18 protein-coding genes are annotated in these 24,072 nt (G+C 49.1%); 10 read left to right on the top strand and 8 right to left on the bottom strand.

The genetic code is table 11. From position 1 onward, the window contains the following. Window positions 1-425: 425 nt before the first annotated feature. Together C942_RS05950 and C942_RS05945 are read left to right on the top strand one after the other, a co-directional pair. Window positions 426-1,562 (top strand): hypothetical protein, encoded by a 1,137-nt coding sequence (locus C942_RS05950; protein ID WP_007463595.1) that lies wholly within the window; start codon window positions 426-428, stop codon window positions 1,560-1,562. Next, window positions 1,559-3,484, top strand: coding sequence for a DUF3857 domain-containing transglutaminase family protein (locus C942_RS05945; RefSeq protein WP_007463593.1), 1,926 nt, complete (start codon window positions 1,559-1,561; stop codon window positions 3,482-3,484). The genes C942_RS05950 and C942_RS05945 overlap by 4 nt, the downstream gene beginning before the upstream one ends. 76 nt (window positions 3,485-3,560) lie before the next feature. Here the strand turns inward: C942_RS05945 and C942_RS05940 are convergent, their stop codons facing one another. From C942_RS05940 to C942_RS05910, 7 genes are all read right to left on the bottom strand, one after another. Continuing rightward, on the bottom strand, window positions 3,561-4,793 hold the full coding sequence (locus C942_RS05940; RefSeq protein ID WP_007463591.1) for a sensor domain-containing diguanylate cyclase: 1,233 nt from the start codon (window positions 4,791-4,793) through the stop codon (window positions 3,561-3,563). Between the two features lie 330 nt (window positions 4,794-5,123). Further along, window positions 5,124-5,714, bottom strand: a complete 591-nt coding sequence (gene napC, locus C942_RS05935) for a cytochrome c-type protein NapC (protein ID WP_036799087.1) — start codon at window positions 5,712-5,714, stop codon at window positions 5,124-5,126. An 18-nt stretch (window positions 5,715-5,732) separates the two neighbouring features. After that, window positions 5,733-6,167 (bottom strand): nitrate reductase cytochrome c-type subunit, encoded by a 435-nt coding sequence (locus C942_RS05930; protein ID WP_007463588.1) that lies wholly within the window; start codon window positions 6,165-6,167, stop codon window positions 5,733-5,735. Next, window positions 6,157-7,023 (bottom strand): quinol dehydrogenase ferredoxin subunit NapH, encoded by an 867-nt coding sequence (gene napH, locus C942_RS05925; RefSeq protein WP_007463586.1) that lies wholly within the window; start codon window positions 7,021-7,023, stop codon window positions 6,157-6,159. Before napH ends, C942_RS05930 begins: the two co-directional genes overlap by 11 nt. Next, entirely contained in the window at window positions 7,023-7,790 is a 768-nt protein-coding gene (gene napG / locus C942_RS05920; RefSeq protein WP_036798892.1) for a ferredoxin-type protein NapG, read from the bottom strand. Before napG ends, napH begins: the two co-directional genes overlap by 1 nt. Window positions 7,791-7,808: 18 nt before the next feature. Then, window positions 7,809-10,295 carry a nitrate reductase catalytic subunit NapA gene (gene napA / locus C942_RS05915; protein ID WP_007463583.1) on the bottom strand — a complete coding sequence of 829 codons (2,487 nt, stop codon included), beginning with the start codon at window positions 10,293-10,295 and terminating at the stop codon, window positions 7,809-7,811. Then, the gene (locus C942_RS05910; protein ID WP_007463581.1) at window positions 10,282-10,557 is read right to left on the bottom strand and encodes a chaperone NapD; all 276 of its coding nucleotides are present in this window, start codon (window positions 10,555-10,557) and stop codon (window positions 10,282-10,284) included. The genes napA and C942_RS05910 overlap by 14 nt, the downstream gene beginning before the upstream one ends. 588 nt (window positions 10,558-11,145) lie before the next feature. On the opposite strand from C942_RS05910, the gene C942_RS05905 reads away from it, so the two are divergent. From C942_RS05905 to C942_RS05870, 8 genes are all read left to right on the top strand, one after another. Then, complete coding sequence (locus tag C942_RS05905; RefSeq protein ID WP_007463578.1) at window positions 11,146-12,315, top strand: MerR family transcriptional regulator; 1,170 nt, start codon at window positions 11,146-11,148, stop codon at window positions 12,313-12,315. Between the two features lie 211 nt (window positions 12,316-12,526). Continuing rightward, complete coding sequence (locus C942_RS05900) at window positions 12,527-13,153, top strand: response regulator (RefSeq protein WP_007463576.1); 627 nt, start codon at window positions 12,527-12,529, stop codon at window positions 13,151-13,153. Continuing rightward, entirely contained in the window at window positions 13,153-14,730 is a 1,578-nt protein-coding gene (uhpB, locus tag C942_RS05895) for a signal transduction histidine-protein kinase/phosphatase UhpB (RefSeq protein WP_007463574.1), read from the top strand. Before C942_RS05900 ends, uhpB begins: the two co-directional genes overlap by 1 nt. Window positions 14,731-14,820: 90 nt before the next feature. Beyond that, window positions 14,821-16,146 carry an MFS transporter gene (gene uhpC / locus C942_RS05890; RefSeq protein ID WP_007463571.1) on the top strand — a complete coding sequence of 442 codons (1,326 nt, stop codon included), beginning with the start codon at window positions 14,821-14,823 and terminating at the stop codon, window positions 16,144-16,146. A 138-nt stretch (window positions 16,147-16,284) separates the two neighbouring features. Further along, entirely contained in the window at window positions 16,285-17,319 is a 1,035-nt protein-coding gene (locus C942_RS05885) for an ABC transporter substrate-binding protein (protein WP_007463569.1), read from the top strand. Between the two features lie 136 nt (window positions 17,320-17,455). Next, on the top strand, window positions 17,456-19,552 hold the full coding sequence (locus C942_RS05880) for an ABC transporter permease (protein ID WP_036798886.1): 2,097 nt from the start codon (window positions 17,456-17,458) through the stop codon (window positions 19,550-19,552). A gap of 17 nt (window positions 19,553-19,569) precedes the next feature. Next, entirely contained in the window at window positions 19,570-20,619 is a 1,050-nt protein-coding gene (gene fbpC, locus C942_RS05875; protein ID WP_007463565.1) for a ferric ABC transporter ATP-binding protein, read from the top strand. A 178-nt stretch (window positions 20,620-20,797) separates the two neighbouring features. Further along, a complete protein-coding gene (locus tag C942_RS05870) occupies window positions 20,798-22,654 on the top strand; it encodes a hybrid-cluster NAD(P)-dependent oxidoreductase (RefSeq protein ID WP_007463563.1) in 1,857 nt (618 codons plus the stop codon). A 132-nt stretch (window positions 22,655-22,786) separates the two neighbouring features. On the opposite strand, the gene C942_RS05865 is transcribed toward C942_RS05870, so the two are convergent. Then, entirely contained in the window at window positions 22,787-23,992 is a 1,206-nt protein-coding gene (locus tag C942_RS05865) for a NupC/NupG family nucleoside CNT transporter (protein WP_007463561.1), read from the bottom strand. Window positions 23,993-24,072: the final 80 nt, after the last annotated feature.

Here is a 24,072-nt window from a genome sequence, read left to right as displayed (position 1 = left end):
AATTAATATGCAGTTGTCAACCTATACTCATCACCAGAACAGGACAGCTGCACTCTCACAAGCTTGCATTCTTCTCAGCTTTGTAGTCCGGCTATCGACTCTTAGGCTGGCACTGTCCTGTTTTACCTATGTGCGGATAAGCGAGTTACGGAACAACGGAACAGGAACCTCGCTTATTCCGCACATGCCACATTTCCCCGACCTGCTCACAACTATATCGCTATACCTTGTACCTTATTCATCAGTAACTTTACTTCAATAGCTGTTTTTTATCTCGATACATCTGCATCCTCAGTTATTACAAGTTTCACTCAGTGACTTCACAACTGCACATCAACCAGATTCACATCTGAGTGTTTGATTGATAACATCGATGCCCACAGTTTCACATCAGCACTTTATTGCTTAAGGCTTTATCTTCACCCATGACTCACAACGCCTCATCGATTCCTGATACGACAGTCGCAGAAACCGCAACAGCAGGAACGGTTCAAACACCAGAAAATCAACTGAGTCCGGATCACAACCTTCCGTTTTCCAGCATTGAAATTCGGGCTATACGCTCTCCGTGGTGGGAGTTTTTCCTTCATTTCAGCACCTTTGGTATCTATACCTGTTTCTGGATGGTTGCCCGAATAAAAGAGATGAGACTGTTAAGCCGTCACCCTTTTAAGCCATGGCTCTGGTTATTTGTCCCTAACTTTATTCTTGTCCAGCTCTTTGCCTGTCCTACGCTCAATAAGCATCTTAAAGAACTGGAAAACAAGCTGGGTATCAATTATTCAGTGACCACTTTCAGGCTTTGGGCAGTATCCCTCATTTCTGTGACCACCTTGTTTTGGGTCTCATCAAAGTTTGCTCTGCCTGGCTGGGTCGATTTCCTCGCCCTGATAATCTGGTCCGGATTATTCTGTATACTCAGTAAGCGCTTTAATGCCATCAAGCATAAGTGCGCATCAAAGTACGACAATATTCAGTTCAAAGGAAAATCATCCGGCTACAGCTGGAAAGAATGGCTGGTTATCATCCCTATGTTTCCTATTGTGCTGTGCCTCGCCATTTATTCATCTGTCTCCCCATACCTGATTCAAGAAATCAAACCGCTGACTGACAACAGTATCTTTGCTTCAACGGAAAATCACTTCCAGCTGCCGATTCATGGTTCAGGCTGGCGACAAGTTGAGATTGGCAGCTTTTCTGACGGTGAAGCGAAACTGGAGTTGGCAGGAAAAATAGAAGGCTCTTATTTCATTGTTTTCAAATATACCAATCAAGACACGCTGAATAACAAAGTCCGAGAACGAATCCAGATAGTTCAGGAAGATGAGCCAGGCATGCAATGCCGTGAAGAGCGGAGACTGGCTCCAACCAAGATGAGCGTCATTACTTATGTCACTTGTGAAGGTAAGTCGCTGGGCGATCCGCTACTCTACACTATGACAATTTTTGAACATGGCGATGATCTTTATGAACTGATCGGCCACCTCACAGCTCCGAAATATTCTTACCGCGAACGCGCAGACAACTTTAAAAAAATGGCGAAGGAGTTTAGACCTTTATGAAAATGAACCTTCGTCTGTTTTTGTGTCTGACCGCTCTGCTAACCACAAGCCAAGCCACAGCCCAAGAGGCCATTGAGTGGAAACTTTCTGAAAGCGGAAGACTGTTTGATACAGCTGACGCTTATCGCAGCCGAGAACACCGCCCGGATGAAGTCTCTCTGGTGATGCTGGCCAATGACATCCGCTTCAAAAAAGATAGAGTGACTCAGCATATTCGTGAACTCTGGTACTACCCGACCACCCGGGATGTCGAAAACCACGGTGATCACTCTATTTACTTCAATGAGAAAATGGAGAAACTAACGCTACTGTCTGCCGCATCGATCGACAAGCACGGCGTGGTCACTTCACTTACTCCATCTTCAGCGCAAGTGCTGGATACCGACAACTACCGTAGTTTTTCTGATAGCAAAGAAGTCGTTCTCACCATTCCCGGCCTGTCTGATGGCAGCTTAACCGTTCTCGAATATCAAATTGACCGTGATCTCAGCAAACAAGAAGCCGACTGGTCTGAGATATTCTACTCGCAACGAAATTACCCGATTACCACTTTTGAACTGTCTGTTCAGTGGCCTGCCAAACATAAGCTTCACTGGTCATCAAGTAGCCATAATGTGGAGTGTGAAGGCAGCTCCAACCGCATGCGCTGCTCAGGTTCAAACATTCCGGCTTTCGAAGGGGATTCGAATATCTACTGGCGGGATCATATCGACCAGATAGCGATCGGTGAACTGCAAAACTGGCAACAGGTAATCGATACCTCCAACGCCGCTATGCATCAGGCACTGAAAGACACATCAGGAGCTAAAACACTGCTTGATCGTATTCTTCCCGGCACAGAAACAACTGATGAGAAGATCAGCCGCATTCACGAGTTCGTCGCGAGGGATATCCGCTATGTCTCCATGTCTGAGCTTGGTCATGCTATCACTCCGCACAGCATTGCTTCAGTAATCAAAAATCGTTACGGCGACTGCAAAGACAAATCCATGCTGTTGGCTGCACTGCTTCGCCATATCGGCATTCACCCATACCTGACGTTAATCGCCTCCGATCGCACGTCACCGAATGTGCTGAGTATTCCAACCATGCGATATTTCGATCATGTCGTGGTGTGTTTTGATCGCCTTGGAATCCAATACTGCCTTGACGCAACAGATCAAGACACCAACTGGCAATACACGCCATCCTGGATTCAGAACAAAGTTGCGCTGCCACTGAAACCAGCACAAATGCCGACCATCATTAATAACAGCCGCTACCGCTGGCAAATGGATATCAGCACCCAAATCAAATTCAACAGTGAGGGCGGACAAACTGAGCATCAGGAGCGACACTATCATGGTGAATACGCCTCATCCATGCGTGGCCTGCTTTTGAACAAAACAGCTAAAGGGCAGACTGAGTGGCTGACAGCCCAATATCAGAATGAGGTTTCGACCTATGCCGAACCATCTTTTGATATTCCTGACCTGAATGCTATGACGGCTGATTTGGCGGTTTATTCTGATGCCGTTCTCCGCCCATTCCTCAATACCAACACTGAGCTGACTTATGAAGAAAACGATGCATGGCTTAAAAATGAGCTGGAAATAATGAAGCTGTCGAACAAGCAGTTCAGTGAACATTTTCCTGGACTGAAAGTGCGCTCTGAGTTTTTGTACGACACCAATAAGATCTGGAAAATTACTAACACGCCGGCCATTCTGAACTTTGAACATGACTTCGGAACCATGCATCGCCAAGTTTTCCTGAAACCTGACGGAAAACTGTTGCTGACAACCGAGCTGGCAATTCCGGAACAAACAGTCAGGCCGGATCAGATTGAGTCATTCAATGCATTTCTTAACTTGCTCAAACGTGAATCTCTGATTCAGTTTGAAGGCAAGCTATCCCAAAAAGTACAGAAGACTGAAGTTTAATAATCTTTCCTAACTAAAAGGGCAGATTGCCAATAGCAACCTGCCCTTCATTAATTAATATATTTGAATAAAACAGCTAAGCCGCAATAACTACACAGCTCTTTCCCTGCTTCTTACCCTGATAAAGTGCCTTATCCGCAGCATTAATCATTTGTTCCGCTGACGTTGTATTTTCAGTCATCGCGGCAACCCCCATACTGACAGTAAAGCTGAGTGTATGCTCACCGACTTCAACACGTTGTTCGCTGATACATTTAGAAATACGGCGAGCAATAAAAGCCGCCTGATCTATGGCTGTCCGTGGCAGTACCATCACAAACTCTTCCCCACCCCAGCGACCAATAAAATCACTCTTTCGAATACTCTTTTTACAGGTCTTACCAAACAGTTTAAGCACCTGATCTCCAACGTGATGACCATAGCAATCGTTAATTAGTTTGAAGTCATCAAAATCAATCAAAATACAGCACATATCATTACCGTTGCGCTTATCAAACTCGAACTGTTTTTCAAGCAGTTCCATTGTCGCACGGCGATTCAGCAAGTTGGTGAGGCCGTCGAAATTGGCGCGATGCTCCAACCTCTCCTTTAGCAACTGCTGCTCGGTTATATCCATTGCCGTTACCTGCACCACTTGCTCTCCATTCCATATGATGGGGCGTGACAACAAACTCAACCATACCGTTGAACCATCAGTGCGAACCCCTTTCGCTTCCGTTTTGATGGCTTCTTTTTCACCGACCAGCAGTTGAAGATTATCGCTGTAGGCTTGTGGATGATGCTCCATGTCAATAAGCGGCAGGATAGAGCCATGCTCCATCAGTTCCTGAGCATTCGAAAAACCCTGCATCTGTGCATAAGCTTCATTACAAAACAACGGCCTGAAATTTTTGTGAACCAGAATCCCCTGAATTGAACCGTCAACAAGTGCGCGATAACGTTCTTCACTTGCCCTGAGCTGCCGCTGTGTCTCAACATGGTGACGGAGATCGATAATTGTCACCTGCATCGCAGGCTGTCCTTCCCAATCCACAACATGATCTACGGAGAGAACAATAAGCTCACTACCCTGATTATCAATGTTGCGGTAAGTACGCACTCCTGGTCGTTCTTTACCGGACATAACAGCCTGATAGGATTCCACGGCGTTCTGCTGCTCCTGCGGCGCAATCAGCGGCAAGATACTCGCCATCGACAAAATATTCTCTCCGCTTTCGTAGCCAAAATAATGCGCGTAGTTATCATCCGCATACAACGGTTTGAAATCCCTATGGATTACAACACCATACTGAGACTCAATTAATAACATCTCATTTAAGTTCACTTTTGAATTCACAGGCACATCATCTCAATCGATTGTGGACATTTCTTAATCTAATAATGGACAAAAACAGGCCAGTTCGGGCGTAAGGTAACGTAATCCGTACAGAGATGAGTTGATCTTTCCCACAAAAGCCGGAACCAAAATCACAATATGCAGACTTTTTTTAAGCAATCGATCGCACATCAAGCAAATCGAACAAAATCCCCTCATTCGTTAATCAAAGCACACATAAAAAATCCCCCCGAAAGCAAACGCTTACGAGGGGAGAAGGTTTAAAAAAAGACATCAACTCAACAATATTTCATGGTCATCGTATTAAATTGCTTTTTCGATTTTATGCCCTTTAGGTAACTGATGAGCGATCCCCTTGTGGCAGTCAATACAGGTTTTACCCTGATCTTCGGCTTCATCGTGGATCTTCGACGCCACAGGTTTCTGGGTTGTGAAGTCCATATATTCGAAATTGTGGCAATTGCGGCACTCCTGCGAATCATTCGCTTTCATCCGCTCCCACTCACGGGAAGCCATTTCAAACCGGTGTTCTTCAAACTTTTTCGGTGTATCGACAATTCCAAGCACTTTGGCATAAAGCTCTTTACTGGCTTGGATCTTACGCACCATTTTCGGCCCCCACTCCTTAGGTACATGACAATCAGGACAGGTCGCCCTCACCCCACTACGGTTGTTGTAGTGCACGGTCCCGACGTATTCCTGGTAAACGTTGTTTTCCATTTCATGGCAGCTGATACAAAACTGCTCCTGATTACTCATTTCCATCGCGGTGTTAAATCCACCCCAGAAAACGATACCGACAATAATACCGCCGGTCAGGAGGCTGCCTGCCGCAAGATGGCTGGGCTTTCTGAACCAGCTCCAGAAACGCTGAATGAAGCCCGGTAGCTTAATTCCCATATGCTGCCCTCCTTATTCACCGAATTTACCGGCAGGCTCAAAGGTGTTCTCGACCAGAGGAGCGGCATCCGCCTGAGTGACATGGCACTGAAGGCAGAAATAACGACGGGGAGCGACATCGCCCAGCATTTTGTTATCCCTGTCCATATAGTGCGTCGGGCTCACCCGCGGCGCTCCCGCCTTGCGGTACTTATCGACATCATGACATTCTAGGCAGCCGTTATTGCTCGGATTAACCTGCACCTGGTCGGTTGAGTGTGGGATCAGCGGCGGCTGATTGACATAATCTAACGCCAGGCGATCCTGTTTTTTCGGCACCTGTTTAATCGTTGCCACCTCGTTGTTCGCTCCAATTTCCTGATCGCCGCGTAACGAGGTAACCTCGGCGAAGGCCGCAACGCTGACACCGGCCGCGAGCAGCACAGACACAACAAACTTACCCTTCATATTTGGCTCCAATTCTTGTTTTAAATTCCAATACCCTTTCGGAACAGACGTCGATGCAGCGCCCGCAGCTGATGCAGTCCTGGCTCATAACCCGGCGATCGCCTTCCTTCAATGGTTGGCGCAATACCTCCGGCTCAGGACAAACATTGAAGCAATCCATACACTTGTTACACGCTTCCCGATTCGTTGCCGTTACCCTCATCAGGCTCTTACTACCTATGACCCCGTAGGCTGCACCAAGCGGACACAAATGCCCGCACCAGCCGTGTTCCACCAGCAGCAAGTCCAGCAGGAACACCATCAGGATCAGGATCCAACCGGCTCCCAGCCCGAATACCAGCCCCCGGTGCAACGCAGCAACAGGATCAATCCAGCTCCACAACACGGTGCCGGATACAGCACTCCCCAACAGCAATACTGCCAACAGCCAGTAACGCAAACGTGGCGACCAGCGATAACTCACTTTGATGCCCAGCTTTCGCCTTAACCAGGCTGCCAGATCAGTCACCATATTTAGTGGACAAACCCAACCGCAAAAAACACGGGGGCCGATAACGGCATAGAACACCACCACAATCAACCCGCCCACTAACGCAGTCAGCTCAGGCAGATGCCCGGACACCAGGGTTTGCAGCAACAACAATGGATCTGTCATCGGCACCGTATCGAACAAGGTGCTCGATGACAGGTTTCCCCGCAGTACTCCCAAGGTCGGTCCGGCCATAAACAGGCCGATAATCAACAACTGGCAACTACGGCGCAGCAGCAGAAAACGGTGTGCCTTCCACCAGCCCAGAGACTTAACAGCCGCTTTGCCGGCATCTTGAGCACGGTTTTTCGCAAAACGCTTAGCCATTATTGACCTCCCCCGGGGTTATCCGGCTGACGCACAGGCAACTTGAGCTCTTCCGGTACCAGACTACCGCCATGCTCGGCTTTTTCTTCCCAGCCCAGGCGGTAGTGCTGTCCCATCTGACCTTTCGCCAGTGCAGTCGGTACAACTTTGATTGCCGCTTCATCCAATACACAGGCCTGCTCGCATTTTCCGCAACCAGTACAGACATCGGAGTGCACGGTAGGTATGAACTTCGCGTGGTAGCCGGTTCGCTTGTTGCGGATTGGCTCAAGCGTGATGGCTTCATCGATGAGAGGACAGACCCGATAGCAGACATCACAGCGCAATCCCAACCAGTTAAGGCAGGTTTCATGGTCAATCAGTACAGCCGTTCCCATCCGGGCATCATCAATATTAGTGAGTGCCGGATCGAGAGCGCCGCTCGGGCAGGCAACGACACAAGGAATGTCTTCACACATCTCGCACGGTATCTGCCGCGCCGTGAAATACGGTGTTCCGGCAGCCACCGGCGACAGTAGTGTCGCCAGCTTCAGGGTGTCGTAAGGACATGCCTGAACACACAAGCCACAGCGCAAGCAAGCCTGAAGGAAATCAGGCTCATCCAGCGCTCCGGGCGGGCGAACCGGCACACTGGCATCATCCGCCTGACTCTGCCTGCTTTGCAGACCCAGGACTGTTGCCGCTGTACCAACACCCACCGCAGTTCGCACCGCATCCCTTAAGAAGCGCCGCCGACTGTCTGACATATTTCCGCGCGGAGTCTTCATCACTCTGTTCCTAGTCCGTTACGCTTTAACCACTTTCACCGCACATTTCTTGAAGTCGGTTTCTTTGGAAAGCGGATCTGTCGCATCCAGTGTCAGCTTGTTTGTCAGCTGGCCGGCATCGAAGAATGGCATAAAGACCAGTCCCTGCGGTACCCGGTTACGACCACGTGTTTCAATATGGCTCAGAACCTCGCCGCGACGGGATACAATCTTGATCGCGTCACCACGACGTAAACCACGCTCTTTGGCATCCAGCGGGTGCATGTACACCACAGCATCCGGATACGAACGGTACAATTCCGGCACCCGTCGGGTCATTGACCCGGTATGCCAGTGCTCCAAAACCCGTCCGGTCGACAACCAGAGGTCATACTCGTTATCCGGTGCTTCTGCAGGCGGCTCATAAGGCAGCGCGAAAATCACCGCTTTCTTGTCCGGCTTACCGTAGAAGGCAAACTCTTCGCCCTTATTCACATAAGGGTCATAGCCTTCGGAATAACGCCACAGGGTTTCCTTACCGTCGACGACAGGCCAGCGCAGGCCGCGAGACTGGTGATACATATCAAACGGAGCCAAATCGTGGGCATGGCCGCGACCGAAATAGGCATACTCCTCAAACAGACCTTTCTGAACATAGAAGCCGAAGTGGCGAGATTCATCATTGAGCTGATCTGCCGCAAGTTCATTCAGACTGTATTTATCAACATTGCCGTTTTTGAACAGCACCTCGAACAATGTCTTACCTTTCAACTCTGGCTTTTTAGCAATCAGATCTGCCGGCCAGACTTCCTCTACCTTGAAGCGTTTGGAAAACTCCATCAGCTGCCATAGATCGGATTTCGCCTCTCCCGGCGCAGAAATCTGCTGGTGCCAAAACTGTGTACGGCGCTCGGCATTACCGTAAGCCCCTTCTTTTTCCACCCACATTGCGGTCGGTAGAATCAGGTCGGAAGCCATGGCAGTTACAGTCGGATATGGATCTGAAGTGACAATAAAGTTCTCAGGGTCACGGTACCCCGGCAGTCGTTCCTCATTAATATTCGGACCGGCCTGCATATTGTTGTTACACATTACCCAGTAAGCATTCAGCTTGCGGTCTTTAAGCATTCGATCCTGAAGCACAGCGTGATAGCCAGGTTTCGGCGGAATCGTACCGGCCGGAATCTTCCACTTGGTTTCACACATTTCACGATGCTTAGGATTCATCACCACCATGTCTGCCGGCAGGCGGTGGGCAAACGTACCAACTTCACGCGCCGTACCACAGGCCGAAGGCTGACCGGTCAATGAAAACGGACCACAGCCGGGTTTAGAGATTTTCCCGGTCAACAAGTGAATGTTGTAAACCAGGTTATTGGCCCAGACACCACGGGTATGCTGGTTAAAGCCCATGGTCCAGTAAGAGACAACCTTTACATCAGGGTTAGCATACAACTCTGCCAGTTCGTTGAGCTGGTCAACCGGAACGCCGGACAGCTCAGAGGTATATTCAGCGGTATAGGTAGAAACGAACTTGGCATATTCATCAAACGTCATCGGCGTTGACTTCTTGCTGCCCGGATTCTTAGCCGCTTTTTCCAGCGGGTGAGTCGGACGCAAACCATAGCCGATATCCGTGTCGCCCTTGCGGATATTGACGTGCTTTTCGAGGAACGCCTTATCTACCTTGTTGTTGGAAATAATGTAATGGGCGATGAAGTTAAGAATGGCAAGATCTGTCTGCGGAGTGAAAATGATCGGATTATCTGCCAGCTCGTAACTGCGGTGAGTAAAGGTCGACAGCACAGCTACTTTCACTTTATCTGACGACAAGCGACGGTCTGTCAGTCGGGTCCATAGAATCGGGTGCATTTCGGCCATGTTGGAGCCCCACAGCACAAAGGCATCAGCATGCTCCAGATCATCGTAGCAACCCATCGGTTCATCCATACCGAACGTACGACCAAAACCGACCACCGCCGACGCCATACAGTGGCGGGCATTGGGATCAATGTTGTTAGAGCGGAATCCGGCCTTATACAATTTCGCCGCCGCATAGCCTTCCCACACCGTCCACTGGCCAGAACCGAACATACCGACAGATGTCGGCCCTTTTTCTTTCAGTGCCTGCTTGAACTTGTCGGCCATCACATCGAAAGCCTCATCCCAGCTGACCGGGGTAAATTCGCCGTCTTTGTCATACACCCCGTCGGTCTTGCGCAACAACGGCTGAGTCAGACGATCTTTACCGTACATGATTTTGGGCAAGAAATAGCCCTTGATGCAATTCAGTCCTTTGTTAACGGGCGCATCCGGGTCACCCTGCGAGGCAACAACCCGGCCATTCTGGGTACCGACCAGCACACTACAACCTGTTCCACAGAAACGGCACGGGGCTTTATCCCACTTCACTTCCTTGTCTTCGCCAGCAGCACGGGCAACAGACACAGGTATCGTCAGCCCTGCGGCCGTCGCTGCGGCCGCTGCTGCATTGGCCTTTAAGAAACTACGTCTACTGACTTTCATTATTTGCTTCCTTCAGCTCAGATGTTCCATCTTCCTGGTGATACACCAAAGTGACGGCAATAACGCCGGGCAATAATTGGATTTGTTTAAAGCGTTCAGCCAACCCGTCCTTGCTATCCCCTTCCAGCACCACCACCATTTTTCCTGCTTCATTGCATACCGGTACTTCTGCTCCCTCCAGCTTTTCAATTGCCAGCTTGACTGATCCCGTCTGTTCCGGTGCGGTTAACACAACCAGGCTGCAGACTTGGTATTCATCCATTGATAAAACTCCCTTTCTATCTTTCAGGCTTCCACCAGCTAAAAATTCGTAAACCTTGAAAAACAGGCACTTAAAAACACAAACTTGTTTTTATTCTTTTCTCTTATATTCAAGCTGGTTAGCCATCAATTAGCTTCTAATACACACATAAAAAACAGGGCTTAATCTATTGTTAATACCAATAATTCCTCCTGTGCATACCTCTAAAGGGGTAATAGTAAATTCCATTGATACAGGTCAAAAAACCAGCAACATCGAATTCACATTTCGATAAAAAGATAAATAGCGAACTCGCTATGGCTGACAATGCCCGGATGTATCAAAAGAAATAGAATTGAGAAAAAAGAGATAAACAATGAGATGAAAAAATCGAACGGTTGGGACACAGAACTTACGAAATTGCTAATACGGATTTGTTGAGATTTAAACAAGCGGTTTTAAAAGAAGGATGTGTAACTAGATCTGAAAGGTTGCTTCAAGATACTTATGAACCAAAATTTCTGTATCTTAAGCATAATTACTTATTGACCTGTCTACAGCTTTATAGTTTAAGGTCTTTAACCATCAACGGATATAGGACTTATCATTGTGTATAAGATATCTGAGTTTGCAGCGAAAGTAGGGCTATCGCGAACTGCACTACTTTATTATGAAAAACAAAAGCTTATCTCAGGACGAAAGCTTGAAAACGGCTATCGTGTCTACAGTGACGAAGATCTACAACGTGTCCGTTTGATTCAGCAATTACTGGCTGGCGGATTAACACTAAAAGAATGCAAAGTATGTCTCGAGGCAAAAGTTGATAAGCAGCTATTGCAAAAGCGGCTTAAGGCGCTTGATGAAGAGATAGAGCGAAAGCAGGAGTCACGATATCTACTTGCAGCCATGCTTGGTGAAAGTGACCTTAAAGCATGGCACGAAAATTTAGATAAACTGGCTCCAGATGCTCATCTAGATTGGTTAATAAAGCAAGGTTTTAGTGAAAAAGAAGCTTTGCGACTGAGATGGTTATCAAAAGACATGAACGAACACGATTTATATATGGCCGACTTTATGAAGGTTTTCGAAAAGCTAGAACGTTGGGGGCCAGGTAGTGATAGTGATACACGAAAAGCGCTTTCACTGACACCAAAAGCAACAAGTAGCATACTAGAAGTTGGCTGTGGTAAAGGGTTAGCAACCAGGGTGCTGGCTGAAAATAGCGAGGCCAAAATTACCGCTCTCGATAACGAGCAGTCTGCACTCAATCGGCTAGCACAACGATTTGAACAACAAGGTCTCTCAGAGCGAATAGAAACCGTTTGTGCCAGCATGACAAACTTGCCTTTTGCCAAGGAGTGTTTTGACCTTATCTGGGCCGAAGGAAGTGCATACATCATGGGTATCGAAAAAGCACTAACCGGATGGAAGCCATTCTTATGCGAACAAGGTTATCTGATGATCAGTGACATGGTTTGGCGAACTGATACTCCAAGTAGAGAGTCTGTTGAGTTTTGGAACCGAGAGTATCCAGATATTCAATCAGTAACAACACGTATTGAGCAAATGAAGGAAGCTGGGTATCAAATTGTTGAACATTTTCCTCAGAGCGAAGAAGCCTGGTTGAACTACTATGGCGCCTTAGGTGAACGAGTGACTGAGCTTGAACCTGATATGTCTGATTCTGCAGCACTAAAAGACATCAAACATGAAGTAAACATTTGTACACAGTTTGCTAATGAGTTTGGTTACCATATGTTTATCTTAACGAAAATCTAAGCCAAGTATCAGTAAACAACTTAGATGCACCCATCATCATCACCCCCCATCGGACATGGTGGTGGCCATCACGCTTTATTTTTGTTCTCAAAGTTTGCGACCTAGCCACTGGATCTGAAATCGATTTCGCGCCGATAATCACAGCCTCATCAAATATAAAAATACGCCGAACCAATCAACGGCGAATAATTCAATAAAAAAGGATGAGGACATGATTTCTGTCGCCCTGGTCGATGACCATATTATGGTGCGTTCCGGCTTTGCCCAATTGCTTAATGTCGAACAGGATATAGAAGTAAAAGGCGAATTCAGCTCTGCAAAAGAAGCTTATGCCACCCTTTCACGCACTGATATTGATGTTGCGGTGATAGACATTTCCATGCCGGACGAAAGCGGGCTGAGCCTGCTGGAGCGCCTGCGAAAGAACAACCCCGCTTTTCGGGCTATTGTTCTCAGCATTTACGATTCAGCCTCTTTTGTCAGTAAGGCCATTGAAGCCGGAGCCAGCGGCTATCTGTCTAAGCGTTGCGGCCCCGGTGAACTGGTGACCGCAATCCGGACCGTCGCCGCCGGAGACCGTTATCTGTGCGCAGATGCCCTCTTTAACCTCAGTAATGCACCGACTGCGCCGAAAGAACTGGATGAACTGACCAAACGGGAACGGGAAGTATTCGATCTGCTCGTCCAGGGCAAAGGGGTCAAAGAAGTTGCTGCCGAACTGACTATCAGTCATAAAACCATTCATGTTCACCGTGCCAATATCCTAGGCAAACTCGGCCTGTCGAACAATGTTGAACTCATTCGCTACGCCTTGCAGCACAAATTGCTGGTTGAATAATGACGACTGAAAACCAAATTTCCAGCAACTGTTTTTCTTATGCCTTTGCCTCTGTTCTTTTTACCATTAGCTGGTTTTGTTTGTGGAGCATCAGCAATTATCTCTCCCCGGATCTGCTATTGGCCGCTTTGTTTCTTCCCGCGGGATTAAAGCTGGCGGTACAAGTGCTGACTCCGCGCAGATTCTGGTTGCTGTTCCTTAGCTGCGAGCTGGCCATCAGCGGCTGGCTTCTCTCTATTCTCGACAGCCAGCCCCATGACCAGCTTCTGTTCCTCACACCTTTTATCGGTTATTTCCTGATCCTGCCTTTTTCCGGAGTCTGGCAACAGCTAAAAACATACTGGCAGCGATTACTGGCGCTTATCGGACTGGTTCTGGTTCATGGAATGGCAATCGGCCTGATAACAATGCTGCTCAGCAAGCCCATGAGTCTTCCGGCCGGTTATGTCTTTTCTGCCACTATTACCGCAATTACCGGCGGGATCTTGTTAGTTCCGTTTTGCTACCTGCTTTATGACTACCTCAACAAAACCTGGCTGCCACTGACACCCACTCTGATCCACCAGGAAATAACCATTCGTCCGTCAGCCCTGCTGTGGTCAATCGGCTTTTTCACTATCGGGCTTATCGCCGAACTGACTTTCCTTGAACAGCTTGAACCTCTGGTATTGCTGATCATGCTGCTGCCCAATATCTTCATGGCCTACCGCTACGGCTGGCAGGGCGGTGTGTTGGCGGCAGTGATGAACAGTATCTTACTTACCAGTGCCCGCCAGCTGTCCGGTGCATTTTCCAGTGACATGGAGCTGAAAGTCTTTATCACCACCCAAGCCCTGGTTGGCTTGGGGCTTGGCATTGCCATCAGTCGTCAATACCTGCTTGCACAGCAATTACAAATGGTAAACAGCGAGCTGGCCCGAGAGTTAAACAATAAACAGCAACTCGCCCGCCAATTGGTAAAGGTTGAAGAAGATATCCGCAAATCCGTTGCCCGCGAACTGCATGATGAGATCGGTCAGAACATCACAGCCATTCAGATCCAGGCGATGCTGGCCGACCGCACTACGCAGGAAGACAACACCAAAAACATTGCCGAAGCAATTCACTCGCTTTCAATGCGGATACACCGTTCTACCCGCCAGTTGCTCACCCAACTGCGCCCGCAAATCCTTGATGAACTTGGACTGGAAAATGCCCTGCGCCAGTTGGCTCAGGAAATGAAATTTGCCGAACGCCAAATCGACTTCCAGCTCAATATCGGTATTGCCAACCATAAACTCGATGACATTACTGCTGTCACCCTGTACCGCATCATCCAGGAACTGCTCAATAACGTCAGCAAACACGCCAACGCCACTTCGGTTCATCTCAGCCTGATGCCCGGCTCCACCTTCAGTCTGGAGTTACGCGATAACGGCTGTGGCCTGCCGCAGGACTGGCGTAACAAAGGACAGGGACTCAGGGGAATCGAAGAGCGGGTCAGCGCACTGGGCGGCAGTTTTTCCATTCAGTCAGGAAACGGCACCCGGTTTATTGTTAACTTGCCCACAAAAATACCAAGCAGTGAAGATAACTAGGAATTTTTCCTAGGTGTTTAAAATCCTGTCTCATTCATTTCTCCATTCATTTACTTACTATCTATTCAGCAACAGGGAGAACACACCGTCATGATGGGCTTTCTGACATCAGCTCAACCCGCGCAAACGATAACGGATAAACAGCGGATTGATGCCACTTACCAGCACTGGCGGCTGCATTTGATGTTCTCGATGTATATCGGGTACGGGGTATTTTATTTCACCCGAAAAAGCCTGAATTTCGCCATGCCGGCTATGCTGGCGGATCTCGGTCTGACTCACTCCGATATCGGTTTTCTCGGCACCCTGTTTTACATCACTTACGGAATTTCAAAATTTATTTCCGGCATGGTGAGTGACCAGTCCAATCCCAGTTATTTCATGGGGCTGGGACTGATGGCAACCGGGCTGATTAATATCTGCTTTGGTATGAGTTCCTCACTGGCGGTATTCGCAGTGCTCTGGACTTTAAATGCCTTTTTTCAGGGCTGGGGCTGGCCGCCCTGTGCCAAATTGCTCACTACCTGGTACTCACGTTCCGAACGGGGTTTCTGGTGGTCAATATGGAACACCTGCCACAACTTAGGTGGTGCGCTGGTTCCGCTGTTTATCGGCTTTGCCGCCCTCAACTGGGGCTGGCGTTACGGATTTATCATCCCGGGAACAGTCGGGATCATGGTTGGCCTGATGCTCTGTTTCCACATGCGGGACAAGCCTTCCACCATGGGGCTGCCAACCGTCGGGCAATGGCGCAACGATGAGCTGGAGCTGCAACAGGAGCAGGAAGGGAAAGGGCTCAGTTTCCGCCAGATCCTGGCTACGTATGTAGTCGGCAATAAATACATCTGGTTGCTTTGCAGTTCTTATTTGCTGGTCTATGTGGTGCGGATTGCCGTCAATGACTGGGGCAACCTATACCTGACCGAACGCCACGGTTTCGACCTGCTGACCGCCAATACGACAGTCTCTATGTTTGAGGTCGGCGGCTTTCTGGGGTCACTATTTGGCGGCTGGGGTTCAGACCGTTTCTTCCGCGGTAACCGGGCACCGATGAACCTGATTTTTGCACTGGGGATTTTTATTTCCGTAGCGGCATTATGGCTTACACCGATGGACAACTTTGCCGTACTGTCAGGATGCTTCTTTGCTATCGGATTTTTTGTCTTCGGACCACAAATGATGATTGGAATGGCTGCCGCCGAGTGTTCGCACAAAGATGTCGCGGGCACCGCCACCGGGTTTGTCGGCCTGTTCGGCTACCTTGGTGCAGCACTGGCCAGTTATCCGGTATCACTGATTATCGAACAATTTAGCTGGGAAGGTTTCTTCAGCGTTATCACTCTGGCCGCCGCTTCTATCGGCCTGCTGATCCTGCCTTTCATCAAAGCACAACAGCGAACTGTAGCTGCGTTATAGCATTCAGGGCTTTCTTTCCTCCTGCCGCTACCGTTTCGCCTGCGAATAAAGATTTACCGCAAGGTGGCGGTAAAAGCCCGGTGTTTCCTACCTGTGAACTCTGGCATCGGGCTCCAATAAAAAGCAGAGGAAATAATAATGAAAGCAAAAACTAAACGCAGCCTGCTTGCAGCCTGCATTCTTGGTTCAGCCATGGCAGCTCCCCAGGTTATGGCAGAAGGCCGTCTGGTTGTTTACTGCAGCGCAACCAACGCCATGTGTGAAGCTGAAACCAAGGCATTTTCTGAAAAGTATGACGTGAAAACTTCGTTTGTCCGTAACGGTTCGGGCAGCACCCTGGCAAAAATCCAGGCCGAAAGAAAGAATCCCCGCGCTGATGTCTGGTACGGCGGCACCCTGGATCCACAATCACAGGCTGGTGAAATGGATCTGCTGGCTGCCTATAAGTCGCCTGAGCTGAACAACATCATGGAGAAATTCCGTGATCCGGCCAAACGCAAAGGCAACTACTCCTCTGCTGTTTACATGGGCATCCTTGGTTTCGGCGTCAACACCGAACGCCTTGCTGAAAAAGGCCTGCCAATTCCACGTTGCTGGAATGACCTGACCAAGCCTGAGTACAAAGAAGAAATCCAAATCGCTGACCCGCAGAGTTCTGGTACGGCCTACACCGCACTGGCTACTTTCATCCAGCTTTGGGATGAAGACAAGGCGTTTGATTACTTCAAGAAACTCGACAAAAACATTTCGCAGTACACTAAATCCGGTGTGACGCCTTCCCGTAACTCTGCACGCGGTGAAATTGCTATCGGTATCGGCTTCCTGCATGACTACTCGCTGGAACAGTCTAAAGGTGCCCCTCTGGAGCTGATTTCTCCATGTGAAGGTACTGGTTACGAAATCGGCGGCGTCAGCATCATCAAAGGTGCCCGCAACATGGACAACGCCAAACTGTTCGTTGACTGGGTACTGTCTAAAGAAGGCCAGCAGTTGGCATGGCAGAAAGGTAAATCATTCCAGATCCTGACCAACACCACCGCAGAGCAGTCCCCTAACGCACTGGATCCAAGCAAGCTTTCGCTAATCAACTATGACATGGAAACTTACGGCTCTTCCGATGAGCGTAAGCGTCTGATCAATAAGTGGGTTAACGTCGTCAAGATGGGCGAATAACCGCCAACCTCACCCGAAATATGAGCAGCTGACAGCAGCTGCTCATTGCTCCACACGAGAAGTACAAGATGATTTCTTGGGGCTTCGTGCACCCTGAAATCAGCAACACACCAACAAATATAATTGGTATCCAACAATGAATGACTTAGCCGCTGACATCCCGTCAAGACAGCTCCAAAGTTCAGAACGGCGTGATCCGGTGTTTTACTGGCTTATTGCGTTAGTCGGGGCTTTCGTGCTCCTGCCTGCTTTTACCCTTGATTACGGCCTGTTCGAGTCCACTCCGCAAGAGTTCAGGGACGCCATGGGCTGGAGCGGCATGAACATCGCGTGGCTATGGTTCAGCATGCCGCTGGTACTGCTGCTGCGCCCGCTTCAACCACAAAATAAATACGCCAGAACCCGCCATAAGTTTGATATCGGCTATGCCGGATTCTGCATGCTCTTCACCCTGATGTCTTCCTGGTATACCGGTCAGGGCATGGGCTATGCGTGCATCATTTTGTTCATCGCTCTCGGCAGTATCATGACCCTGGCTCTGGCTCGGCTTGAATACCTTGGTGGCGATGTCTTTGTTATCGGTGCGCTGGTCAGCATTGTTTCGCTGATCACTATCTTTATCATTTACCCGAGTATTGCCATTTTCGTCCCGATGTTCGAAGACGAAATGGGCAACTTCGTAATGTGGCAGTTTGCCGATATCCTGACCCGGCCGCAGATTATTCAGATCATCCTGAACTCTATAACCCTGGGTACATCAGTCGGTATCACCGCCACTTTCTTTGGCTTGATCTTTGCCATCTATACCACCCGTATCGCCAAGCGTTCAGCATTCATCGCCCGGATCTTTTCCATCCTGCCGATTGTTACTCCTCCGTTTGTAGTCGGTCTGGGTGTTACCCTGATGCTGGGCCGCTCCGGCTATATCACAGAGCTGATGGTTGACTGGTTCGGGCTACAACACACCAATTGGCTTTACGGTTTTACCGGCATCTGGATGGCTCAGGTTCTGGCTTTCTCGCCGATGTCATTCATGATCCTCGACGGTGCGATGAAATCACTGCACCCGTCGCTTGAAGAAGCGTCTTATACCCTGCGTGCCAACCGCTACCAAACCTTCTTCAAAATCGTGATGCCGCTGCTGAAACCGGCGCTGGCTAACTCGTTCCTGATCATCTTTGTCCAGTCGCTGGCCGACTTCAGTAACCCGCTGGTACTTGGCGGCAGCTTTGACGTGCTGGCAACCCAAATCTACTTCTACATTGCAGGCGCACAGTTAGATTACGCTTCCGCCAGTACGCTGGGTGCGGTTCTGCTGCTGTTCTCGCTGGCAATTTTTGTGGTTCAGTACGTCTGGATCGGCAAGCGCTCTTACGTCACCATCTCGGGTAAATCTTACCGCGGTGATGTCCAGCCGCTGCCAACAACACTAAAACACGGTGTCACCGGTGTGCTGTATTTCTGGATGGCCTTTAATGTCCTGCTCTACGGCAGCATCGTTTACGGCAGCTTCACGGTGAACTGGGGTGTGGATTACAGCCTGACGCTGGATAACTACATGAACCTGTTCGGCTTGGGAATGGGCGAAGGTGCCTGGCCATCGCTGATAACCACCATGACCTACGCCGGTATTGCCGCGCCGATCACCGCTCTGTTCGGCCTGCTGATTGCCTATATCGTGGTGCGCCAACAGTTCCACGGCAAGAAAGTGATCGAATTTGCCACCATGCTCTGCTTTGCCGTTCCGGGCACGGTTGCCGGGGTATCCTATATCCTGGCGTTCAACGATGCGCCGGTTTACCTCACTGGCACCGCAGCGATCGTGGTGATCTCCATGGTAATGCGTAACGTTCCCGTGGGTATTCGTGCCGGGGTGGCCGGACTGGGCCAGTTGGATAAATCATTGGATGAAGCGTCACTCAGCCTGCGCGCCAACTCGTTCAAGACCATTATCCATATCCTGATCCCGCTGTTGCGTCCGGCAATTCTGTCGACGCTGATTTACAGCTTCGTCCGGGCGATGACAACCGTCAGTGCCATTATCTTCCTGGTTACGCCGGAAACCCGTGTAGCAACCTCATACATCCTGAACCGGGTTGAAGACGGTGAATACGGGATTGCTATCGCCTACGGCTCAATCCTGATTTTCGTGATGCTTGGCATCATCCTTACTTTTGATTTCCTTGTCGGCGAAGCCCGTGTTTCCCGCTCAAAAGCCAACAACCAAGAATAAAACTGGAGAACTTCCTCATGGCAAACGACAACTTTGTAGTACTAAAAAATGTCTGCAAGCGCTTTGGTGATAACACGGTCATTGGCAACCTTGATCTAGAAATCAAAAAAGGCAGTCTGGTTACCCTTCTCGGCCCTTCCGGCTGCGGTAAAACCACTGTGCTTCGACTGGTAGCTGGTCTGGAAAAACCCACCAGCGGGCAGATCTTTATCGATGGCGAGGATGTCACCAATACATCAATCCAGCACCGTGACATCTGTATGGTGTTCCAGTCCTATGCCCTGTTCCCACATATGTCGCTACACGACAACGTCGGCTACGGGCTGAAGATGCTCAAGCTTCCGGCGGATGAGATCAAACAACGGGTAGATGAAGCCCTAAAGCTGGTTGACCTAGAGGGGATGGGCAATCGCTTTGTAGACCAGATTTCTGGCGGCCAGCAACAACGCGTCGCTCTGGCACGAGCACTGGTACTGAAACCTAAAGTGCTGCTTTTCGATGAACCCCTGAGTAACCTTGATGCCAACCTGCGTCGTAATATGCGGGAAACGATCCGCGAACTGCAGCAAAGATTCAACATCACATCGTTATATGTTACCCATGACCAGGCTGAAGCCTTCGCGGTTTCTGATACGGTTATCGTGATGAAAGACGGCGATATCATGCAGCAGGGTTCACCGGATGAGCTTTACAAGTCACCAGCATCGATGTTTATGGCTAACTTTATGGGTGATGCCAACATTTTCTCCGGCTATTACGACGGTGAACATATTGAGATTAACGGCTACCGGATTCCGGCAGATCCAAAAGTGGTGGAAGGCAAACTAAAGGGCTGCTATCAGGTCGGTATTCGTCCTGAAGCTATTTTGCTGGCCCATGAAGGTGAACCTTGTCAGCAATGCGTAGTTGAAAGCGCAGTGTACATGGGATCTATGTATGAAGTGTCAGTACGCTGGCATGATCAACAGCTTCTGCTGCAACTGAACTCGTCTCAGTTCAATGCCAACCTGGCCGATCACGCATACCTGACAATCAACCCGACCAACCTGTTCCTGCTGGCGGATTAACGTCTGTTCCAACCTCTGCGGCCCCGATATCCTCTCTGAAAGAAAGGTTTCGGGGCCTTTCTTTTTTCTGATTTTCAAAATGGGCAAAGTAAGATCCTCATACCACAATCTCTTGCTGTCTTTGATAAAATCATTATCCATTACAAATCAAAACAATAACTCAGCAAGGACAGTTACAGTGAGCCAGTCAGCATCAACCGGTAAAACGGTTCTTTCTCAAACGCCGCACTTGTCGCAAATTAATGTATTCCCCGTCAAGTCTGTCAGCGGACTCAGCCTGTCGCAAAGTTGGGTCGAAAAGCAGGGATTATGTTTCGATCGTCGCTTTATGGTAGCAAAAAAAGACGGCAGCATGATTACTGCACGCAAGTACCCACAGTTGGTCAAAGTCAGTGCAACACTTCAGCATAATGGCCTGACCCTAAGCTTTCCCGGTATGTCGCCACTCACCCTGAAATATGCAGAATTCTCTATGAATGAAGCTGATGCCACAGTATGGAGCGACACTTTCAGCGCTTACACCACATCATCAAAAGCTGATGCTTGGTTCAGCCATGTTATGGATGAAGACGTACGCCTGCTCTACACTGGCGAGCAATCCAACCGTGTTCGCAGCAAGATCCAGCAAAATGTCAGCTTTGCCGATGGTTATCCGCTGTTAGTGATTAGCCAGGCCTCGCTGGATGCACTGAATGAACGCAGCATGGAACAGCACACCATGGATCGGTTCCGTACCAACCTGGTCGTTTCCGGCACTGAAGCTTTCGCCGAAGACAGTTGGAAACGCATCCGTATCGGTGAAGTCGAGTTTGAAGCGATTAAACCCTGTGCTCGTTGCATCCTGACCACTGTTAACCCGGAGACCGGTGAACCGCACCCGCTCAAAGAGCCGTTGGTGACCTTATCGAAATTCCGTGCTGACAAGTCGGGTGATGTTTTTTTCGGCCAAAATCTGGTTGCCCTGAATGAAGGTGTGATTAAAGCCGGCGATAAAATTGAAGTTCTGGAAACTAAATCCAAAGAAGTCTACGAAGATAACGGTGATGAAAAACTGACACTAACCTGTGTTGAACGTGAAGACATTGCCCGCGATTTCTGTACTTTCTGGCTGGAACCGACCAAACAACAGTCCCTGCCAACCTACCAGCCGGGGCAGCACCTGCCGCTTCAGTTAGAAATCAACGGTGAGTATGTGGCCCGTCGCTACACCCTGTCTTCCAGCCCGTCTCGTCCGGGACGTTATGCGATTTCGGTTAAGCGCGTTGATGATGGCAGAGTGTCGAACTGGCTGCATGATAACCTGCAGGTTGGCGATACTCTGGTTGCTGAGAAGCCGGATGGCAGCTTCCATCTTGGTCTGCACACCGACAAGTTACTCCTGCTTTCTGCCGGCAGCGGTATTACACCGATGATCTCTATGCTTCGCTACCTTGCTGATCACGACAAGGTTCGCGATGTAGTATTCCATCACCAATGCCGCAGTCAGGCTGATATCCCGTACCGAGAAGAGCTGGCAAATCTTGCCGCTCAGTACCCGCAGCTTAAAGTTATATTTGTGCTTAGCCGACCAGAAGCCGACTGGGACGGACTGACCGGAAGGCTTAGTGAGAGTCAGCTGAAGTACATCCCATCCCTGGCAGAACGACAGGTCTTTGTCTGTGGCCCGGATGCCTTTATGACTGAAGCAAAAACATTGCTGCTTAACACTGGTCTTCCTGAGGCTAACTACCATCAGGAAGCGTTCGGCCCGGTAAAAGGCAACACTGAACAGGCAACCCAAAGCGTTACCATTAGTGTTGATGGCAACCTTTTCCAGGGCGACAACCAGAAAACACTGCTGGAACAGGCTGAAGATGCCGGTCTTACCATTGCCAATAGCTGCCGTGCCGGCTTCTGTGGTGCATGTAAAGTCACGCTTGAGTCTGGTGAAGTGGAGCAACCGGATGTGCCAGCCCTGCTTCCGGGCGAAAAAGAAGAAGGCAAGGTATTAGCTTGCTGCTGCATCCCAAAAACGGATGTAGAAGTGAGATCCTAGGTTCAAGGTAAGAACAAAATAAAAAAGCTCCTCTTCAAAAAAGAAGAGGAGCTAATTAACCAGAACTCGGGATAAGAAGCCCAGAGATAAAAATGAGTTCCACAATCAGATTTTTCTGACCAAGACTACGTTTTAAATCGACAGGATTACACCAGCGATAGCGGCACTCATCAGGTTAGCCAATACACCAGCCGCGATAGCACGGAAACCATTCTGCGAGATAAAGGTGCGGCGCTCAGGAACAAGGCTACCCAAGCCACCAATCAGAATCGCCATCGTAGAGATATTAGCAAAACCACAAAGCGCAAAAGTCACAATCGCAAGAGAGTGTTCGCTCAGCTGATCTTTAACCTCCATCATTTGGATGAAAGCAACAAACTCGTTTACTACAACCTTATTACCAATCAGAGAACCAGCCGTAATAGCCTCACTCCATGGCACACCCACCAGCCAGGCAACAGGAGCAAACAAGTAACCCAGAATCAGCTCAAAGCTCAGCGGAAGCCCAAATACTTCACCTACAGAGCCAAGGATACCGTTGAGCAATGCAATTACACTCACGAAAGCCAGCAGAGTTGCACCGATCGCTACCGCAATACGCAGGCCAGACATAGCGCCGTCTGCCAACGCCTCAACTACGTTTGCTGCGCGTGGCAGTTCAACTGACGTAATTTCATCTTCATTGTGGCTTTGATCACTTGGCGGAACCAAAATTTTAGCCATAAGTAGACCGGCAGGCGCTGACATAAATGCAGCGGCAATCAGCAAGTTAAGATCAACACCCAGTGACGCATAGCCCACCAGTGTACCGCCCGCTACAGACGCCAGACCACAAGTCATCACAGCAAAAAACTGAGAGTCGCTCATGTTCTTCAGGTAAGGCTTAACCACCAATGGCGCTTCAATCATGCCGACAAAAATATTGGCTGTCGCAGATAGCGATTCCGCACGCCCTGTACCAAGTAGTTTTTGCAACGAACCACCAATCAGGTTGATCACTTTTGGCATCAAGCCAATATGATACAGACCGGAGATCAGCGCCGAGAAGAAAATAATGATACCAAGAACATTGATAGCAAACACAAAACCAACACTACCAGATGCCAGACCACCAAACAGGAATGAAATACCTTCCTGACCGTAGTTAATGACACTGGATACAGTAGCTGTCACTGCATTTAGCGCTTCTTTACCAGCCGGTATATACAAGACCAGCAGCGCGAAGATCACTTGCAGAGCAAAAGCCAGTGATACTGTTCGGAGCGGGATATTACGGCGATCTGTCGACAGTAGCCAAGCAAAAAGCAAAATGGTTGCGATACCTAACAAGGACGTCATGAATGAACCTTTACAACGAAATAATGTAGAGGCACGCATTCTATGTCAGATAAAAAAGCATTCAACACCGATTTGTAGCG

The sequence above is a fragment of the Photobacterium marinum genome, assembly GCF_000331515.1.
GTDB lineage: Bacteria > Pseudomonadota > Gammaproteobacteria > Enterobacterales > Vibrionaceae > Photobacterium > Photobacterium marinum.
Note: the sequence above shows the minus strand (reverse complement) of the source record. Positions and strands in the feature narration are given on the sequence as shown.

What these genes read in the sequence shown, in the direction of transcription:
- C942_RS05865 (WP_007463561.1), bottom strand. Translation starts at nt 23,992, where the DNA reads ATGACGTCCTTGTTAGGTATCGCAACCATTTTGCTTTTTGCTTGGCTA.
- napA (WP_007463583.1), bottom strand. Translation starts at nt 10,295, where the DNA reads ATGAAAGTCAGTAGACGTAGTTTCTTAAAGGCCAATGCAGCAGCGGCC.
- fbpC (WP_007463565.1), top strand. Translation starts at nt 19,570, where the DNA reads ATGGCAAACGACAACTTTGTAGTACTAAAAAATGTCTGCAAGCGCTTT.
- C942_RS05930 (WP_007463588.1), bottom strand. Translation starts at nt 6,167, where the DNA reads ATGAAGGGTAAGTTTGTTGTGTCTGTGCTGCTCGCGGCCGGTGTCAGC.
- napH (WP_007463586.1), bottom strand. Translation starts at nt 7,023, where the DNA reads ATGGCTAAGCGTTTTGCGAAAAACCGTGCTCAAGATGCCGGCAAAGCG.
- uhpB (WP_007463574.1), top strand. Translation starts at nt 13,153, where the DNA reads ATGACGACTGAAAACCAAATTTCCAGCAACTGTTTTTCTTATGCCTTT.
- napG (WP_036798892.1), bottom strand. Translation starts at nt 7,790, where the DNA reads ATGAAGACTCCGCGCGGAAATATGTCAGACAGTCGGCGGCGCTTCTTA.
- C942_RS05885 (WP_007463569.1), top strand. Translation starts at nt 16,285, where the DNA reads ATGAAAGCAAAAACTAAACGCAGCCTGCTTGCAGCCTGCATTCTTGGT.
- C942_RS05945 (WP_007463593.1), top strand. Translation starts at nt 1,559, where the DNA reads ATGAAAATGAACCTTCGTCTGTTTTTGTGTCTGACCGCTCTGCTAACC.
- C942_RS05910 (WP_007463581.1), bottom strand. Translation starts at nt 10,557, where the DNA reads ATGGATGAATACCAAGTCTGCAGCCTGGTTGTGTTAACCGCACCGGAA.
- uhpC (WP_007463571.1), top strand. Translation starts at nt 14,821, where the DNA reads ATGATGGGCTTTCTGACATCAGCTCAACCCGCGCAAACGATAACGGAT.
- C942_RS05940 (WP_007463591.1), bottom strand. Translation starts at nt 4,793, where the DNA reads ATGTTATTAATTGAGTCTCAGTATGGTGTTGTAATCCATAGGGATTTC.
- C942_RS05900 (WP_007463576.1), top strand. Translation starts at nt 12,527, where the DNA reads ATGATTTCTGTCGCCCTGGTCGATGACCATATTATGGTGCGTTCCGGC.
- C942_RS05950 (WP_007463595.1), top strand. Translation starts at nt 426, where the DNA reads ATGACTCACAACGCCTCATCGATTCCTGATACGACAGTCGCAGAAACC.
- C942_RS05880 (WP_036798886.1), top strand. Translation starts at nt 17,456, where the DNA reads ATGAATGACTTAGCCGCTGACATCCCGTCAAGACAGCTCCAAAGTTCA.